Origin of the sequence: Belnapia moabensis DSM 16746 (assembly GCF_000745835.1) — a bacterium.
GTDB lineage: Bacteria > Pseudomonadota > Alphaproteobacteria > Acetobacterales > Acetobacteraceae > Belnapia > Belnapia moabensis.
The window spans coordinates 37,744-55,191 of record NZ_JQKB01000027.1; the positions used below are offsets into that span (position 1 = coordinate 37,744).

Sequence of the window (17,448 nt, forward strand, 5' to 3'; positions counted from 1 at the left end):
CTGGTTCGCCACCGCATGTAGCGTCGCTTCGGGTTGCACGGAACCCCGGGGGCAGGAATATAGGCCGTTGACGGGGGCGCGGATGGAGGCGGAGACACAGGACGCGCTGATCGCGGCGCTCAGGCTCCAGCTCGACTGGGGCGTCGACGAGGCGCTGGAGGCGGAGCCGCAGGACCGGGCGGTGCGCGCCCCGGAGCGCGTGGAGGCGCCGGCGGCGCGGGCCCCCTCCCCGGCTCCGGCAGCGTTGCGGGCCCAGCCGCAGCTGCTGCCGGCCTCCGTCGCGGGGACGCGGGCGCAGGCCTTGGCGGCCGGGGCCGACAGCCTGCCGGCGCTGCGCGAGGCCATGGCGCAATTCGAGGGGAGCCCGCTCAAGGAGACGGCGATGAACCTCGTCTTCGCCGATGGCGTGGCGGAGAGCGGGCTGATGTTCATCGGCGAGGCGCCCGGGGCGGATGAGGACCGGCTGGGGCGGCCCTTCGTCGGCGTCTCGGGGCAGCTGCTCGACCGGATGCTGGCCTCGGTGGGGCTCAGCCGGGAGCGGGATTTCTACATCACCAACATCCTGCCCTTCCGCCCGCCCGGCAACCGGACGCCGACGGATGCGGAGATCGCGCTCTTCCTGCCCTTCATCCTGCGGCACATCGAATTGGCGCGGCCGCGGCTGCTGGTGCTGCTCGGCGGCGTCTCGGCCAAGGCGCTGCTGCGCTCGCGGGAGGGCATCACGCGGCTGCGTGGTCGTTGGCATCAAGTAACGATCAATGAAGGACAAGCCTTGCCGGCGCTCGCCACCCTTCATCCAGCCTATCTGCTGCGCACACCTTCGGCCAAACGCGAAGCTTGGAACGACCTGCTGATGCTGCGTCGGAGGATCGACGGTACCGATTAGATGCCAACGGGATTGTTATACATGCCAATCTCCACGGCATGTCGGGCATTTCACGCTCCGGTGGAACGTATCTCATCCTGATCCCGCAATTGAGGGGTTGCGCTTCAGTGCCCGCGACCGCTAACGGGAACGTGCCATGCGCGTGATCAGCCCCATGGCCCGTTGCCTCCTTCGCCCCCTGCTCCGCGGGGTCCTGCTGGGGGCGGCGCTGACGGCAGGGGCCACGGCCTCGGCCCAGGCGCAAAGGGCCACAGCCTCGACCGCCATTCCGGCCTCGCTTGGCCAGACTGCGATGATCCAGCCACGCCCCGCCCCGCCCGGCGGGGTGGCCGGGCTGCCGCAGGTGCTCGCCCCGTCCGAGGCGGCGCGGCTCCGGCGCATTTTCCAGGCCCAGGCGTCGGGCGACCTTGCCGCGGCGGAGCGGGAGACGGAGCGGCTGGAGGACCGGCGGCTGCTCGGCGCGGTGCTCGCCGATCGCTGGCTGCGGCCGGGGGCGCGGCCGAGCCCGGCGGCGCTGCAATCCTGGCTGTCGCACCACCCGGATCACCCGGATGCGGCACGGATCCATGCCCTGCTCGCCGAGTTGCTGCCGCGCGGCACGGCGCTGCCGGCCCCGCCCGAGGCGGCGGAGGTGCTCTCGCCCGACCAGTCGCTGGCGCCGGAAGAGCGGGATGGTGCGGCCGTCACCCGCAACCCGGCGCTCGACAAGGCGGTGCGGGACAAGGCGCGCGAGGGCAATGCGGCGGCGGCGCTGGCGCTGATCGGGCGGACACGCGGCCTGTCGCCGGCCTATGCGGCGTTGCTGCGGGCCGACCTGGCGATCGGCCTGTTCCGGGCGGGACGTGACGAGGAGGCGTTCCGCATCGCCTCCGAAACGCTGCAACGGTGGCCGGGCAAAGGGGAGAACGGCGTTGCCGCCTTCGCCGCGGGGCTCGCGGCCTGGGGGATGGAACGCTACGACCTTGCCCTCCCCTATTTCGAGCGGGCGGCGCGGACCGAGGCGGCGGCGCCGGCCCTGCGCTCGGCGGCGGCCTTCTGGACCGGGCGGGCGGCAGTCAGGGCGCGGCAGCCGCAGCTCTATGTCTCCTGGATGACGCAGGCGGCGCAGGAGCCGCGGACCTTCTACGGCCAGGTGGCGCGGCGGGCGCTCGGGCTGCCGAACAAATTCGCCTGGGAGGGCGAGCTGGCCGGCGAGGCGGAGACGGCGGCGCTGGCCGAGACGGCGGGCGGCTGGCGGGCGCTGGCCCTGTTGCAGATCGGCCAGGGCGCGCGGGCCGAGGCGGAGCTGCGGCAGCTCTGGGGCCAGGCCAGGAACAACCCGACGCTGGTGCGGGCGATGCTTGCCGTGGCCTCGGCGGCGGGGATGAACGGGCTCTCCTCGCAGCTGGCGGCGGCGAGCCAGGGGGCGGATGGACGGCCGCGCGACTTCGCGCGCTTCCCCCTGCCTAGGCTGCAGCCGCAGGGCGGGTTCCGGGTCGATCCGTCATTACTCTATGCCCTCGCCTTGCAGGAAAGCCGCTTCGATGCCGCGGCGGTCTCGCCAGCCGGGGCGCGCGGGCTGATGCAGCTGATGCCGGCGACGGCGAGCTATGTTGCGGGCGACCCCTCCCTCTCGGCGGAGAATCGGGACCGGCTGCACGATCCGGGCTTCTCGCTCGATCTCGGCCAGCGCTACGTGCATTACCTGGCGCGGCACGAGGGGGTGGAGGGCAACCTCATCCGGCTGCTGGCCGCCTATAATGCGGGGCCGGGCAATCTCCAGAAGTGGCTGCCGGCGAGCGGGCACAGGGACGACCCCTTCCTGTTCATCGAGGCCATCCCGATCGATGAAACGCGGGCCTTCGTGCAGCGGGTGATGGCCTATTCCTGGATCTATGCCAGCCGGCTCGGCCTGCCAGCGCCGAGCCTCGACCAGATGGCCGCCGGGAGCGTGCCGAAATTCGCCGGGCCCGAGGATGTGGTCGCCATGCTGCGCGGTCGGAGGACTGCGCTACGTTAGGTGCCGACGAGATCACGGAGCGCCTGCCATGCCGATCGACGAGAGCCTGCCCTTCATCCCGGTGAACATCGCTGTCCTCACCGTCTCCGACACGCGGGACCTCGCCTCCGACCGCTCGGGGCAGACCTTGCAGGAACGGATCGAGGGCGCGGGGCACCGCTGCGTCGCGCGGGAGATCGTCCGCGACGAGGCGGATGCGATCGAGGCGGTGCTGCGGCGCTGGATCGAGGATCCGAACATCGATTGCGGCATCACCACCGGCGGGACGGGCATCACCGGGCGCGACGTGACGCCGGAGGCTTTCAAGCGCGTGCTGGAGAAGGAGATCGAGGGTTTCGGCGAGCTGTTCCGCATGCTCAGCTACCGGAAGATCGGCACCAGCACGATGCAGAGCCGGGCGGTCGGCGGCGTGGCCAATGGAACCTATCTCTTCGCCCTGCCCGGCTCGACCGGGGCCTGCAAGGATGCCTGGGACGACATCCTGCTGTTCCAGCTCGATGCCCGGCACCGGCCCTGCAACCTGGTGGAGCTGATGCCGCGGCTGAAGGAGCATATGCGGGCGGCCTAGACTTCCCCTTGCTTTCGCAGCTGCGAAGGCGCATGTAGGCGGTACCGGCGGCGCCATGCCCCGGTGGTGCCCGGCCGCGTGAGCGGCCACCCTGTCCGGTTTCAGTCCGCGCGCGGCCTCCCTGGCCGCCTTTGCTGGGCGAAGCGGGACCCGGTCGAACTGCCGGCGCACAGGAAGCCATCTTCCGGATCGACCCAGCCACGCGGGGTCTCCACCTGAAACCCCGCGGCGACCCATGACCGGGTCCGCGTCAGGCGCCGCGTGTCTGGGATTACCGATTTCGTGACAAGCTTTACCGATCTTGGCCTCGCCGCGCCCCTCCTGCGCGCGCTCGATGAGGCCGGCTACACCACCCCGACCCCGATCCAGGCCCAGGCCATCCCGCTCGTGCTCGAGGGGCGCGACTTGCTGGGCATCGCCCAGACCGGCACGGGCAAGACGGCGGCCTTCGCGCTGCCGATCCTCAACCAGCTCATCGCCAAGGGCGGTCGGCCGCCGCGCGGCGGCAGCCGCGTGCTGGTACTCTCGCCGACGCGGGAGCTCGCCACCCAGATCGCCGACAGCTTCAAGGCCTATGGCGCGCATCTCGGCTTCAGCGTGACGACCGTCTTCGGCGGCGTGCCGCATGGCGGGCAGCGCCGGGCGCTGGCGGCCGGCATCGACGTGCTGGTGGCCACACCCGGCCGTCTGCTCGACCATATGGCGGCGGGCACGGCGCGGCTCGATCGCGTCGAGACGCTGGTGCTCGATGAGGCCGACCAGATGCTGGACAAGGGCTTCCTGCCCGCCATCCGCAAGCTGATCCCGGCCCTGCCGAAGGCGCGGCAGACCCTGTTCTTCTCCGCCACCATGCCGACCGAGATCGGCCGGCTGGCGGGCGACCTGCTGAAGGACCCGGCCCGGGTCGAGGTGGCGCCGGTCGCCACCACCGCCGAGCGCGTGGCGCAGCGCGTGCTGCATGTCGAGACGGCGCGGAAGCGCATGCTGCTGGCCAGGCTGCTGAAGGGCGAGGGCGTCGGTCGCACCCTGGTCTTCGCCCGCACCAAGCACGGCGCCGACCGGGTGGTGAAGCAGCTGGCGCAGGACGGGCTGCAGGCCAATGCCATCCATGGCAACAAGAGCCAGGGCCAGCGCGAGCGGGCCTTGCAGGAATTCCGCGAGGGCAGCGCGCCGATCCTGGTGGCGACGGATATCGCCGCGCGCGGCATCGACGTGGATAACGTCACCCATGTGGTGCAGTACGACCTGCCGGACGTGCCGGAGAGCTATGTGCACCGCATCGGCCGCACCGCGCGGGCCGGTGCCTCGGGCGAGGCGGTGGCGCTGGTGGCGGCGGAGGAGCTGGACAAGCTCTGGGCCGTCGAGAAGCTGATCCGCACGCCGATCCCGGCCGAGGACCATCGGCAGGACCAGTCGAGCCCGGTGACGCGGCCGGTGCAGACCGGGCGTCCGGCCGGGCGGCCCCAGGGCAACCGCGACGGGCATCGGGGCGGTGGCCAGGGGCGTGGGCGCAGCGGGGCGTCGCGGCCGCAGGGCCAGCCGGGCGGCGGCCAGTCGCAGCAGCGGCCGGCCGCGGCCAGTGCGAACCAGACGCGGCGGCGGGCGATGCCGGCCGCGATCAGCGACCAGACCCGGAGCGACCGGCGCTGGCGTGATGGCGACTTCCGCGACGGCGGCGGCGCCAAGCCGGGCAGCCGGACGCAGACCTGGCGCGTCGGCGGGGACGACTAAGAGTTAAGATCATGATCGCCCTGAGTGGACAGGCTCAGGGCGTCATTGCCGGCGCAAGCGCGGCTCAGTCCTCTTCCTGCGCGAGGCGGCTCGGCAGCAACTCGCCGCGCCGCTCCAGCAGCGGATGGGCGACGGCGGCGAGATGGCTGCCGACCCGGCGCAGGTCGCGCACCGCATCCAGCAGCAGGCCGGCGGCGCCGCCACCTTCGGCGGCCGTAAGGGCTCCGGCCTCGGCCATGCGCCGGGCGGCGTCGCGTTCCGCGGCGCGCAGGCCTTCCTTGCCGCGGACCAGCCGGCGGGCGGCCTCGGCATCCTCCATCATGAAGACGGCGATCGCCAGGCGCAGCTGCTCCAGCAGGGTCACATGCAGGGCCTCGATCTCCTGCGCCGGCTCGGCGCCGAGGGCGAGGCCGCGGCGCAGGCGCTTGGCGGCATGGCGCACCAGGTCGCGCTCCACCACATCGGCGGCGTGCTCGAGGGCGACGGCGAAGGCCTGGATCTCGGCGAGGCGGCGGCTTTCCTCATCGCCCAGCGTCTCGCGCGGGATGCGGGCGAGGTAGGAATGGACCGCGCGGTGCAGGCGGTCCACCACATCGTCCATGCGGTTGATGGCGCGGGCGGCTTCGCGGTCCTGGCCGCGGAAGGCGGCGGCGGAGCCCCGCAGCATCGCCTCCAACTGGTCGGCGATGCGGAGCACCTCGCGGGCCGCATTGGCCAGGGCGACGGAAGGGGTGGTGAGCGCGGCTTCGTCCAGGTAGCGCGGGGTGCCGGCATCGGCGGCGGCGGACCGCTCCGGCAACCAGCGGCGGAGCAGCGCGGCGAGGGCCGGCACCAGGGGCAAGGCGAGCAGGCCGGTCGCCAGGTTGAAGGCGAGATGCGCATTGGCGACCAGCCGCGCCGGGGCCGGGTCGAGCGCCTGGAGCCAGGCGGTCGCCTGTGGCAGGAGCAGGAGGCCGAGCGCACAGCCGATCAGCCGGTTCAGCAGGTTTCCGGCGGGGACGCGGAGGCGGGCGCGGTCATCGCGGTCGCCGCCGGCTTCCAGCAGCGGGTTCAGCGCGCTGCCGAGATTGGCGCCGAGCACCATCGCCAGGGCCGCTGCCGGGGCGACCGCGCCGCTGCCGGCGAGGCCGGCGACGAAGAGCAGGCCGGCGACGCTCGAATGCGCCGCCCAGGCGATGGCGGCGGCGAGCAGCAGGTTGGGCAGGGGCTGGTCCGCCACCGCCATCAGCAGGGCGCGGAGCGTCGGCGAGGCCTCGACCGGAGCCATGCTGCCGACCAGCTCGTGCAGCGCCAGCAGCATCAGCCCGAGGCCGATGGCGACGCGGCCGAGATCGCGCGTCCGCGCCCGGCTTCCGCGGCGGAAGGCGAGCACGCCGACGAGCACCAGCGCGGGGTAGGCGGCCGTCGCGTCGAAGGAGAGGAGCTGGACGATCAGCGCGGTGCCGAGATTGGCACCGAGCATCGCCGCCAGCGCCGGAGCCAGGGCGACCGCGCCTGAGGCGGCGAAGGAGCCGACCATCAGCGCCGTCGCCGTGCTGCTCTGGAGCGCGGCCGTCACCCCGAGCCCGGCAAGGAAGGCGCGGCCCAGCCCGCCGAGAGCGATGCCGAGCGCCTGGCGCAAGCGGCTGCCGAAGGCGCGCTGCACGCCGCTCTGGACCATGTGCAGGCCCCAGAGCAGCAGCGCCGCCTCGCCCGCCAGTTCCAGCAGCAGCCTCGCCTCGCCCATCCCCACTCGCCTTTCAGGCGGCGAAGTCGGCGGCGGAGATGAAGCGCACTCCGGCCGCGGTCAGCCTCGCCTTCGCCGCCGCAATGGTGTCCCCGCCCTCGGGCAGGGACAAGCCGATGCCACGACACGCATCCTCGATGACGCAGACCTCGTAGCCGAGGCCGGCGGCGTCCTCGGCGGAGAAGGCGACGCAGTAGTCGGTGGCAAGGCCGGCGAGGAAAAGGCGGCGGATTCCGCGGGCGCGGAGCCAGCCATCGAGGCCGGTGGCGGTGGTGCGGTCGTTCTCGAAGAAGGCGGAATAGCTGTCGATGACGGGGCGGAAGCCCTTGCGGATGATGAGCTCGATGCGGCGCTGGTCGAGCGCCGGGTGCAGCGCGGCCTCGGCGCTGCCCTGGATGGCGTGTTCGGGCCAGAGGGTCTGCGGGCCGTAGGGCATCGCGATGCTGTCGAAGGGCGCGCGGCCGGGATGGCTGGAGGCGAAGGAGGAGTGGCCGGGCGGGTGCCAGTCCTGGGTGGCGAAGGCCTGGGCGAAGGGTCCGGCCAGCAGGTGGTTGATGACCGGGACGACCTCCTCGCCCCCGGTCACGGCCAGGGCGCCGCCGGGCATGAAGGTCGGCTGCACGTCGATGAGGCCGAGCATGTCGGTGTCGGTGGGCCGGATCGGCGGCATGACGGTTGGTCCCCTGCGGATGGCGCTGCACCCCACCATCCGGCCTGTAGCTGCTTCCGATTGCCTTCGCCATGCGGGAGGGCGCCCCGCTGGCCACCGCGGGCCGGCGGCTGGCGGAGCGTTTCACCGGCGATGCAGCTGCTCGCGGGTCAGTTCGGCAGGATGACGCCTTTGCCCGAGTTCTGCTGGTCGAAGAGCTTGTAGGCCTCCTCCGCCTGATCGAGGCGCCAGCGATGGGTGAAGAGCTTGTCCACCTCGATGCCGCGATCGGCGATGTAGCGGGCGCATTCGGCCTGGCCGACGGTCGAGAAGGTCCAGGAGCCGATGAGCGTCACCTGCCGGCGCAGCAGGTCGGGGCTGACATCGAGCGTCACCTCGCCCCCCTCCCCCACATAGCAGGCCTTGCCCCAGGTGCGGATGCAGCGCACCGCCTGGGCCCGCGCCTGCGGGGAGGAGGAGGCGTCGAGCGAGAGATGCGCGCCGAGGCCGTGCGTCGCGTCCTTGATGGCGCCGACCACGTCATTGGTCTCGATCGGGTTGATGACGAGGTCGGCGCCGAACTCCTTGGCGCGGGCCAGGCGCTCCGGGCTGGTGTCGAGGGCGATGACGCGGGCGCCCATCGCCGAGGCGAGTTGCGTCGCGGAGAGGCCGACCGGGCCCTGGCCGAAGATCGCGATCGTATGGTCGCCCTGCAGGCCGAGGCGTTGCAGCGCGCCCCAGGCGGTGCCGGTGCCGCAGGAGATGGCGGCGCCGGTCTCGAAGGAGAGCTCCTCGGGCAGCGTCACCACCGTCCGGGCCGGGCAGACCATGTAGTTGGCATGCGCCCCGTGGCCGGTGGCGCCATAGACCTGGTCGACGCCGTCGTCGCAGAGCTGCATCCAGCCGGTCGAGCATTGCGGGCAGACGCCGCAACCGACGTAGTGGTGCTGCATCGCCCGCTGGCCGACCCGCGCCTGCTTCGGCGAGACGTTCTTGCCGACGGCGACCACGACGCCGCAGGGCTCGTGCCCCCGGATGATCGGGCCCTGGAGCCCCTTGGTGAAGCCGAGCGAGGCGGAGGCACCGCCCGCGGGGGCGCGGTAGAATTTCAGGTCGCTGCCGCACATGCCAGAGGCTTTGATCTCCAGCACCACGTCGTCGGGCCCGGGGGTCGGGTCCGGGAAGTCCTGCAAGGCCAATTGCCGGTCGCCGAGGAAGACCACGCCCTTCATGCCGAATTCCCTCCCATTGCAGGCCGTCTGGCCCGGGCGGGTATGATGCGGCGGGATCGGGCGGAGGCCCAGGGGGTTCGGCGGCGAAACCTCGGATGCGGGGCCCGAGGAAGGGGGCTAAGCTGTCAGCAAAGGGAGTTTCGCCTATGGATGCCATGACCCAGCCGCCCGTCATCCGCCTGCATCCGGAGGATGGCGTCGTCATCGCCCGCCAGGTGCTGCCGCCGGGGACGCCGGTGGCGCCGAATGTACTCGCTGCAGCGCGCATCCCGGCCGGGCACAAGGTGGCGGTGCGCTTCCACGCGCAGGGCGAGCCGGTGACGCGCTACGGGCAGATCATCGGCTTCACCACGGAGCCGGTGGCGCCGGGGCAGTGGGTGCATACCCACAACCTCGCCATGGGCGACTTCGCCCGCGACTACGCCTGGGGCGTCGATGCCAGGCCGACCGACTACGTGGCGGAGCCGGCGACCTTCCAGGGCATCCGGCGGCCGGATGGGCGGGTGGCGACGCGCAATTACATCGGCATCCTGACCAGCGTGAACTGCTCAGCGCATGTGGCGGACCTCATCGCCCAGGCCTTCCGACGCAACCCGCTGACCGGCGAGGACCCGCTGGCGGAGTGGCCGAATGTCGATGGCGTCGTCGCGCTGACGCACAAGACAGGTTGCGGGATGACACAGGGGGAGCCGCTCAGCCTGTTGCGGCGGACGCTCGGCGGCTTCGCGCGGCATGCGAATTTCAGCCATGTCATCGGCATCGGTCTCGGCTGCGAGGTGAACCAGATCGGCGGGCTGCTGGAGGAGCAGCGGCTGGCCGGGCGGCTGCGCAGCATGGACATCCAGGAGATGGGCGGCAGCCGGAAGACCGTGCAGGCGGGGATCGACTTCGTGCGCGAGGTAGTGGCGGAGGCGAACCGGGTGCAACGCGAGACAGTGCCGGCGAGCGAGCTCTGCGTCGCGCTGCAATGCGGCGGCTCGGACGGGTATTCGGGCATCACCGCCAATCCGGCACTCGGGGCGGCGAGCGACCTCGTGGTGCGGCATGGCGGGACGGTGATCCTCTCCGAGAGCCCGGAGACCTATGGGGCGGAGCATCTGTTCACCCGACGCGCGGTGAGCCAGGAGGTCGGGCAGAAGCTGGTCGATGTGATGCACTGGTGGGAGGAGTACACCTCGAAGCTCGGCGCCGAGATGGATGCCAACCCCTCCCCCGGCAACAAGCTCGGCGGGCTGACCACGATCCTCGAAAAGTCGCTCGGTGCGATGGCGAAGGCGGGCTCGACCAACCTCGTCGACGTCGTGCGCTATGCGGAGGCAGTGACGCAGAAGGGCTTCGTCTTCATGGACACGCCCGGTTACGACCCGGTGGCGGCGACCGGCCAGGTGGCGGGCGGGGCGAACCTGCTCTGCTTCACCACCGGGCGGGGCAGCGTCTTCGGCTGCAAGCCGACGCCCTCCATCAAGCTCGCCACCAATACGCCGATGTACGAGCGGATGGAGGAGGACATGGACATTAATTGCGGCACCATCGTCACCGGCGAGGAAACGGTGCAACAGGTGGGTGAGCGCATCTTCCGGCACATGCTGCGGACCGCGAGCGGCGAGCGGACCAAGAGCGAAGAGTTCGACTTTGGCGGGGCGGAATTCGCACCTTGGCCGATGGGGGCGACGATGTAGCGCGAGCCGCAGCGCCAGCGGTTTTCCCGCAATATTGCCATTGCGGCAACATTTTTCATAACCGAAGCAGTCTGTCCCGGAATTTATCCTGTCTGATATGTGAGCAGCCCGGGCCTGCGTCCGGGCCGCCGCCTCGCGTTGCGGGGGAGCGAGCAGACAGGCGGCCGGGCGGGTTCCGGTCCGCGGCGAAGCGACCCATGCAAGGGAGCCTGGCCTCGCGGAGGGACTCCCATGGCACAGACGGTCTACAGCCTGCTCACGCCAGCCAACAACTCCGGCGTTCTCGGCCTTGCGCGGGTGACGCTGGACGGCAACCTGCTCACCACCGAGGTCGCCGCCTCGGGCCTGACGCCGGAGCAGATGCACATCTTCCACCTGCACGGCTTCCTCGACGACCGGCCGGAGCGGCTGGCGCTGGCAACCGACGACGCCGATGGCGACGGCATCGTCGAGACGCGGGAGGGCGAGGGATCGGCCTATGGGCCGGTCATCGCCGGGCTCACCGAATCCGGGCGGGCCGGGTACTTCCTCGAAACCTGGCCGACCGACTTTCCGAAGGCGGATGCCGCGGGGACCATCAATTTCCGCCAGACCTATGAGCTCGACCCCGATGATGCCGGCCAGGCGGCAATCCAGGAGCGGCTGGACGCGCGGCTCGAGGGGCGAGTGCTGGAATTCCACGGCCTCGAATTGCCGCGCGGCTATGGCACCGGCACGCCGGGCGAGGTTTTCGGGCCGGGCGGCTACAATCCGCAGGTGCCGGTGGCGCAGGGGCAGCTGCTCGACCTGCCGGGGCTGGACAAGGCCTTCGGGGGCGATGGCGCCAGCTTCCTCGACAAGGCCTCGGCCGTGCTGGCGCAACTGGCGCCCTATACGCTGAGCCCGGAGGCCGAAGGCCGGGAGGCGCTGGCGCCGGAGCGGCCGGAGGTTGCCACAAGCGATGCCGACCGGTTCGTGGCGCTGATGGCGCCCTCCAACGGCTCCGGCGCACTCGGCCTTGCCGGGGTGCAGATCGACCGGGAGGCGGCGACCATCTCAGTCGAGCTCTGGATGACGGGGCTCACGCCGGAGCAGGTCCACGCCGCGCATATCCATGGCTTTGCCGATGACAGCCCCTCACTGTTGCCGAACTATCGGCTGGACGCAGACCGGGATGGCTTCGTCGAAGATAGCGAGGGCGCGGCCGTGGTCGGGCCGGTGATCCAGGCGCTGACGGCGAACGGCTCGGTCAGCAATGCCAAGACCGGCGTGGATTTCCCGCAGGCGGATGCCGACGGGACGCTGCGGCTGAGCGAGACCTACCGCTTCGACACCAGCGATCCAGCGCAGGCGGCGATCTTCGCCGAGCTGGAGGATCGGTTGGCCGGACGCGAAGTACAGGTGCATGGCCTTGCCCTGCCCGCGACCGAGGGCGAGGGCACGCCGGGTGAGGTGAACGGCACGGCCGGCTACAAGGAGACGCTGCCGGTCGCCAACGGCATCCTACTGCCCATCGGCGACGACCCGACCTCGGCGGATCTGCTGGCGCTTGGCGATGCGCTCTCGGCCGCGCTGCGCTCGGAGGTAGACGCCGTCATCGCCTGAATGGCCGGTGGAGGGGGATGCGCCGCCTTGGCGCGTCCTCCGTGGCGTGCGGGCGAGTGGTGGGCCCCCTTGCGGTCACGCCAGCGGGAGCGGACAGCCCGGAAGTCACACTTGCCATGCTTCAGCCGCAATCCTGCCCCAATTGCCTTGCGGCCCTCACGGTGTTTTGTATATCTCATCCCGTACTGATTTCAGACGGGAGATTTCGCCTTGGCCGCTTCCCGCATCCAGCCCCCTTCCCAAAGCGCCTTCCGGCGCATCTGGCGCATGGCGCAAGGCTGGTTTGGCTCCGAGGAACGGGGCGTGGCCTGGGCGCTGACGGCGGCGACGCTGGCTCTCACCCTGGCGCAGATCGGCACCCAGCTCCGCCTCAATCTCTGGCACCGCGACTTCTTCAACGCTCTCGAGGCGCGGCAGGCGGCGGCGAGCGCGGGGCAGGTCTCGACCTTCCTCATCCTCGCCGGGCTGAGCATGGCGATCGCCGTCGCGCTGCTCTGGGCGCGGCAGATGCTGGCGCTGCGCTGGCGGCGCTGGCTGGTGCATCACCTGCAGGAGCGCTGGCTGGCGGATGCCTGCCACTACCGCATGGGGCTCATGGCGGATGCGGCGGACAACCCGGACCAGCGGATCAGCGAGAACACGCGCTGGGCGACGGTCATGGCGGTCGACCTGACGGTTGGGCTGCTTCAGGCGCTGCTGACGCTTGTCTCCTTCACTGGCGTGCTTTGGACGCTCTCGGATGCGGTGCGGCTCGGCGGGATGGAGGTGCCAGGCAGCCTGGTGATCGTCGCCGGCCTCTACGCCCTGGCGGGCGGGACGCTGACTTGGCTGATCGGGCGGCCGATGGTCGACATCAACATCCGACGCAATCAGGCGGAATCCGACCATCGCTTCACCCTGTTGCGGTTGCGCGAGAGTGCCGAGGCCGTTGCGCTTATCCGCGGCGGGTCGGATGAGGCGGCGGGGCTGCGCGGCAGCTTCGGACACGTTGTCGGGGTGATGCACCAGCTGCTGCGGACGGAGCGGCAGCTGATGTGGCTCGGCTCGGGCTATGGGATGGTCGCAGCCGTCATCCCGCTGCTGCTGGCGAGCCCGCAGTACTTCGCGGGCGCGCTGACGCTCGGCGCATTGATGCAGATGGCGCAGGCCTTCACAGAGGTGGTGCGCGCCCTTTCCTGGTTCCAGGAAAGCTGGCCGCGGCTGGCGGACTGGCGCAGCCATGTCGAGCGGATCGTGGCGCTGGAGGACAGCCTCGATGCCGCTGAGGCGCTGCGAGCCGAGAGTGGGATCGAGGTCGAGGAAGGCGGCGAGGTGCTGGCCTTCGAGGCGCTGACGCTGCGCGGGCCGGAGGGCAACGTGCTGATCGCCGGCGCCTCGGCCGAAATCCGCGCCGGGGAGCGGGTGCTGATCCGCGGCGAGAGCGGCACGGGGAAGAGCACGCTGTTCCGGGCGGCCGCCGGGCTCTGGCCCTGGGGCGAGGGCGTGGTCCGGGCGCCGGCGCGGGAGACGACGATGATCCTGCCACAGCGGCCCTATCTGCCGCTGGGGACGCTGCGGGAGGCGGTCTGCTACCCGGCGCCGGCGGGGCGGTTCGGCGATGCGGCGGTGCAGGCGGCGTTGATCCGCTGCGGGCTGCCGGGGCTGATCAACCGGCTGGACGAGGCGGGGCGATGGGATCGCTCGCTCAGCCTCGGGCAGCAGCAGCGCATCGGCTTCGCCCGGCTGCTGCTGCACCGGCCGCGCTGGGTGCTGTTGGACGAGGCGACTTCGGCGCTCGACGATGCCGGGCAGGCTGCGCTGATGGGGCTGTTCTCCACCGATCTCGCAGAGGCGACGCTGGTGTCGATCGGCCACCGGCCTGGCCTCGCCGAGCACCATGACCGGGTGCTGCAGCTCGAGGCCGGGCCGCAGGGCGCGCGGCTTACGGCGCCGCGCCCTGCGGTGGTGCTGCCGGCGCTGGTGGTGGCGCCGTACCGTTGAGCACTACAACTCGACCTTGCCGGTATGCAGGCGGAGCCGGATGTGGTCCGGCACCTCCTGCCCGGCATCGGTGAAGGCCTTTCGGAGCGCATTCATGCTCGGGCCGAAGATGCCGCTGCGGTTCTCGCTGCACCATTCGCGGGACTGCAGCGGCATGGTCAGGCTGCCCTGGAAGCGGGGCATGACCCAGCGGGCGAAGAGCTCGTAGCTGCGCAGCGTGTCCTCGCGGTTGGCCCATTCATGGGCGCGGAAGAGCACGGCACCGGCGCCGCCTTCGGTGTATTCGAGCAGGCGCTCGATGCCCTTCGCCACTGTCTCCGGGCTACCGACCAGGGTGGTGCCGGCCTTCAGCCCGTCGCCTAGCGGGTTCTCGCTGCGCATCGGCGGGCGGCCCAGGGTCTCGCTGAAATAGCTGAGCGTCTCCAGCCGCTCGCCGCGGGCGACGTCGTGGAAGGCGCGCTCGTCCTCCTCAGCGCAATGCATGTTGACGACGAGGCGCCAGCCGTCGCGCGGCATGGTCTTGCCGTGCTTCGCCGCCTCGGCCTCGCCCTGGCGCCAGTGCTCGGCGAGCTTGGCATTGCCGCCGGGGAGGCCGGCGCCCAGCGAGAGCAGGCCGACGCCGTGCTTGCCGGCCGTCAGCACGCCGGAGGGGGTGGTGGCGCTGGCCACCGCGATCGGGAAGTGCGGGTAGGTGTAGGGGGCGAGGTGGAGGCGGGCCTGGTTCAGCTCGAACCAGTCGGTCTTCATCGTCACCGGCTCCTCGCAGGCGAGCAGCTTCATGATGGCGCCGAGGCTCTCATCCATCATGCGGCGCTGATCCTCGGCCTTGATGCCCATCATATAGGCGTCGGAGACGAGGGCGCCGGGGCCGCAGCCGAGCATGGCGCGGCCGCGCGTCATGTGGTCGAGCTGGACGAAGCGCTGCGCGACGAGGAAGGGGTGGTGGTAGGGCAGCGAGGTGACGCCGGAGCCGAGCTTGATGTGCTTGGTGCGCTCGGCCGCCGCGCCGATGAAGATCTCGGGTGAGGCGATGATCTCCCAGCCGGCGGAGTGGTGTTCGCCGATCCAGGCCTCGTCGTAGCCGAGGGTGTCGAGCCACTGGATCAGCTCGAGGTCGCGGCCGAGGGCGAGGGTCGGGTTGTCGCCGACGCGGTGGAAGGGCGCGAGGAAGATGCCGAAGCGCAAGCCGCGATGGGCCATCAGGGGTGCCTTTCTTCTCGGACGTCGAGACGAGGCTAGAAACGGGCGGCGGGGCGGTCAACCGAGTGGTTATCGCGGCCGGTCGGCCACCCGCAGCGCCACGGAGCCGCCGCCGATGCGGAGGCGCGGGCCGGCCTCGCTCAATTTGCCATCCTCGGCGACGCGGAGGACGGAGATGTCCTTCTCCACCATGTTGCCCACGAAGAGCATCCGCCCATCCGGCGAGAAGGCGGCGCCCTGCGACCAGGTACCGACCTGCGCCTCGGCGATGACCGAGAGGCGGCCGTTGTCGATGCGAAGGAGCTTCACCAAGCCCGGCCCGGCGAAGGGCGAGCCGGCGGGCTTGTTGGAGCCATTCATCACCGTGACCGCGACGAGGCGTGGGTCCGGCCCGGTCTGGATGCCCTCGGGTGTCTGGCCGACGCTCACCGTGTCGACGATGCGGTAGGGCTCGCGGGTCAGGTCGATGAGGCTGACGGTATCGGCATCGCCGCTGCCGCGGCCGATATTGGCGACGGTGGCGTAGCGGCCATCGGCGGTGATGGCGAGGCCGTAGGGGCGGACGCCGGTGGTGATGTCGCGGTCGAGCTTCACCACCCGCTCGCCCTCGATCTGCAGCACATTCACCAGATGGTCGCCGTAGCGGGTGACCAGGGCGCGGCGGCCGTCCGGTGTGAAGGCGACATGTGAAACCTCGGAGGAGACCGGACCGATCTCCACCTTGCCGATGGCGGTCACCTGGCCATGGGCGATGCGGAAGACGCCGACCGTGCCCTCCGCGCGGTTGGCGACAAGGGCGAGGGTGCCGGCGCGGTTGATGGAGACGCCTGCGGGCGCCACGCCGGTCGGCAAAGTCGCCACGACGCGGGGTGGCGAGGTGGTGAGGTCCACCACCGCCATGGTGTTGCCGGCGATGAGGCGGGCGGGATCGGCCGGGTCGCGCTGCTGGTTGCCGGTGACGAGGGCGAGGCGCTCATCAGGCGTGATGGCGACGGAGACGGGCGGGCCGACGACGCTGGCGGCGACGGCGATCTCGGCGCGGATGCGCGGCGTGCCGGAGGCGAGGTCGATGACCGTCAGGGTATCGGCTGGAGACTCGCGGAGGGTGCGGGCCGCGCCGTTGTCGAGCACCATCTTGTTGTCGTTCGCCGAGAGCAGGAGCTGCGCCGAAACCGGGCCCATGCCAAGGCTTGATGCGATGATGCCGGCCAGCAGCCAGTGACGCATGTGTTCGTTCCTCCCGCGGGCCTGGAGCCCGTGGCGGAGTGTCCGCCGCAGGCAAGCCGCAGGCAAGGCTTGTGCGGCGACCGGCCGGGGTGGGAGATTGCGGCGATTCGGGGGTTCGATTCTGTATGGCATTGAGTTTGCGTGCGGTGCTGCGCCGCATCCGGATGAAGAACGTTCCCCTGCCCCCTCCCCCGGCCCGGCCCGTGCAGCCCTATTGCTATCTCGGCGGAGGCCGGGCGCTGGCGCTGACGCATCGCGGACAGATGATCTACCTCGATACGCGCGACCTCGGCCTAACGCCGCATATCGCCGTCCATGGCACCTGGGAGATGGATGTGGAGGCGGTGCTCGGCCGGCTGCTGCGGCGCGGGGACCGGGTGGCTGAAGTCGGAGCCAATATGGGCTACCACACGCTGACCATGGCGGAGGCGGTGGGGCCGGAAGGGCAGGTCCACAGCTTCGAGGCAAATCCGGCGGTACTGCCGCTGTTGCGGGCGACGATCGCGGTGAACGGCTTCGGTGGGCGGGTGACGCTCTATCCAGTCGCGGCGCTGGACGCGCCGGGCGACGTAAGCTTCAGCAGCGACCCCGAGCATATCGGCAGCGGGCATCTTGCTTTCGAAGGGGAGGCGGCGAATTACTCGCGTCGCGTGACGGTGCCGGCCGTGACGTTGGATGCGGCACTGGCCGCGCTGCCCTCGATCCAGCTGCTACGGATGGATGCCGAGGGTTCGGAGCCGCGGGTGCTGCGTGGGGCGGCGGAGCTGATCGCGCGCTCGCCGGGGCTGCGGATCGTCACCGAATGGTCGGCGCCGATGATGGCGGTGCGAAGCGACCTCGGCGCGCTGATCGCCTGGCTGGGCGGCGAGCTGGGCTTCGGCTTCTGGCGGGTGGCGAAGGGCGGGATGCTGGAGAAGGTGCCGGCGGATAGCCTGCCCGGCCTGCCGCATGGCGACCTGGTGATGATGCGGCCGGCGCCATGAAAAA

The 17,448-nt window shown here is 71.1% G+C and carries 13 protein-coding genes; 8 read left to right on the top strand and 5 right to left on the bottom strand.

Features of this window, described 5'->3' with window-relative positions; genetic code table 11:
- The first annotated feature begins 67 nt into the window (after positions 1-67).
- From EP26_RS17430 to EP26_RS17445, 4 genes are all read left to right on the top strand, one after another.
- Positions 68-886, top strand: coding sequence for a uracil-DNA glycosylase (locus tag EP26_RS17430; RefSeq protein ID WP_342669112.1), 819 nt, complete (start codon positions 68-70; stop codon positions 884-886).
- A 136-nt stretch (positions 887-1,022) separates the two neighbouring features.
- A complete protein-coding gene (locus EP26_RS17435) occupies positions 1,023-2,885 on the top strand; it encodes a lytic transglycosylase domain-containing protein (protein ID WP_245624438.1) in 1,863 nt (620 codons plus the stop codon).
- Between the two features lie 28 nt (positions 2,886-2,913).
- Entirely contained in the window at positions 2,914-3,453 is a 540-nt protein-coding gene (gene moaB, locus EP26_RS17440; RefSeq protein ID WP_043340396.1) for a molybdenum cofactor biosynthesis protein B, read from the top strand.
- A gap of 282 nt (positions 3,454-3,735) precedes the next feature.
- Complete coding sequence (locus tag EP26_RS17445; RefSeq protein WP_043340398.1) at positions 3,736-5,184, top strand: DEAD/DEAH box helicase; 1,449 nt, start codon at positions 3,736-3,738, stop codon at positions 5,182-5,184.
- A gap of 64 nt (positions 5,185-5,248) precedes the next feature.
- Here EP26_RS17445 and EP26_RS17450 read toward each other — a convergent pair whose 3' ends face one another.
- The 3 genes from EP26_RS17450 to EP26_RS17460 form a co-directional block, all read right to left on the bottom strand.
- Entirely contained in the window at positions 5,249-6,910 is a 1,662-nt protein-coding gene (locus EP26_RS17450; protein WP_043340400.1) for a Na/Pi cotransporter family protein, read from the bottom strand.
- Between the two features lie 13 nt (positions 6,911-6,923).
- Entirely contained in the window at positions 6,924-7,580 is a 657-nt protein-coding gene (pncA, locus tag EP26_RS17455; protein ID WP_043340401.1) for a bifunctional nicotinamidase/pyrazinamidase, read from the bottom strand.
- A 149-nt stretch (positions 7,581-7,729) separates the two neighbouring features.
- Positions 7,730-8,791: a zinc-dependent alcohol dehydrogenase family protein gene (locus EP26_RS17460; RefSeq protein WP_043340403.1), complete on the bottom strand. Its 1,062-nt coding sequence runs from the start codon at positions 8,789-8,791 to the stop codon at positions 7,730-7,732.
- Positions 8,792-8,937: 146 nt separating this feature from the next.
- On the opposite strand from EP26_RS17460, the gene EP26_RS17465 reads away from it, so the two are divergent.
- The 3 genes from EP26_RS17465 to EP26_RS17475 all read left to right on the top strand — a co-directional run bounded on the left by EP26_RS17465 (position 8,938) and on the right by EP26_RS17475 (position 14,034).
- Positions 8,938-10,470 (top strand): UxaA family hydrolase, encoded by a 1,533-nt coding sequence (locus EP26_RS17465; RefSeq protein ID WP_211259465.1) that lies wholly within the window; start codon positions 8,938-8,940, stop codon positions 10,468-10,470.
- Positions 10,471-10,701: 231 nt separating this feature from the next.
- On the top strand, positions 10,702-12,054 hold the full coding sequence (locus tag EP26_RS17470; protein ID WP_043340404.1) for a hypothetical protein: 1,353 nt from the start codon (positions 10,702-10,704) through the stop codon (positions 12,052-12,054).
- 210 nt (positions 12,055-12,264) lie between these two features.
- Positions 12,265-14,034: an ABC transporter ATP-binding protein/permease gene (locus tag EP26_RS17475; RefSeq protein ID WP_052389315.1), complete on the top strand. Its 1,770-nt coding sequence runs from the start codon at positions 12,265-12,267 to the stop codon at positions 14,032-14,034.
- A 3-nt stretch (positions 14,035-14,037) separates the two neighbouring features.
- On the opposite strand, the gene EP26_RS17480 is transcribed toward EP26_RS17475, so the two are convergent.
- Positions 14,038-15,234: an LLM class flavin-dependent oxidoreductase gene (locus tag EP26_RS17480; protein ID WP_211259466.1), complete on the bottom strand. Its 1,197-nt coding sequence runs from the start codon at positions 15,232-15,234 to the stop codon at positions 14,038-14,040.
- A gap of 69 nt (positions 15,235-15,303) precedes the next feature.
- A complete protein-coding gene (locus EP26_RS17485) occupies positions 15,304-16,461 on the bottom strand; it encodes a YncE family protein (RefSeq protein ID WP_043340405.1) in 1,158 nt (385 codons plus the stop codon).
- A gap of 146 nt (positions 16,462-16,607) precedes the next feature.
- Here EP26_RS17485 and EP26_RS32105 point away from each other — a divergent pair, with 146 nt between their 5' ends.
- A complete protein-coding gene (locus tag EP26_RS32105; protein WP_169747426.1) occupies positions 16,608-17,444 on the top strand; it encodes an FkbM family methyltransferase in 837 nt (278 codons plus the stop codon).
- The last annotated feature ends 4 nt before the right edge of the window (positions 17,445-17,448 follow it).

Coding starts and splice junctions, on each gene's coding strand:
- EP26_RS17435 (WP_245624438.1), top strand. CDS start 1,023: ATGCGCGTGATCAGCCCCATGGCCCGTTGCCTCCTTCGCCCCCTGCTC.
- moaB (WP_043340396.1), top strand. CDS start 2,914: ATGCCGATCGACGAGAGCCTGCCCTTCATCCCGGTGAACATCGCTGTC.
- EP26_RS17450 (WP_043340400.1), bottom strand. CDS start 6,910: ATGGGCGAGGCGAGGCTGCTGCTGGAACTGGCGGGCGAGGCGGCGCTG.
- pncA (WP_043340401.1), bottom strand. CDS start 7,580: ATGCCGCCGATCCGGCCCACCGACACCGACATGCTCGGCCTCATCGAC.
- EP26_RS17460 (WP_043340403.1), bottom strand. CDS start 8,791: ATGAAGGGCGTGGTCTTCCTCGGCGACCGGCAATTGGCCTTGCAGGAC.
- EP26_RS17465 (WP_211259465.1), top strand. CDS start 8,938: ATGGATGCCATGACCCAGCCGCCCGTCATCCGCCTGCATCCGGAGGAT.
- EP26_RS17470 (WP_043340404.1), top strand. CDS start 10,702: ATGGCACAGACGGTCTACAGCCTGCTCACGCCAGCCAACAACTCCGGC.
- EP26_RS17480 (WP_211259466.1), bottom strand. CDS start 15,234: ATGGCCCATCGCGGCTTGCGCTTCGGCATCTTCCTCGCGCCCTTCCAC.
- EP26_RS17485 (WP_043340405.1), bottom strand. CDS start 16,461: ATGCGTCACTGGCTGCTGGCCGGCATCATCGCATCAAGCCTTGGCATG.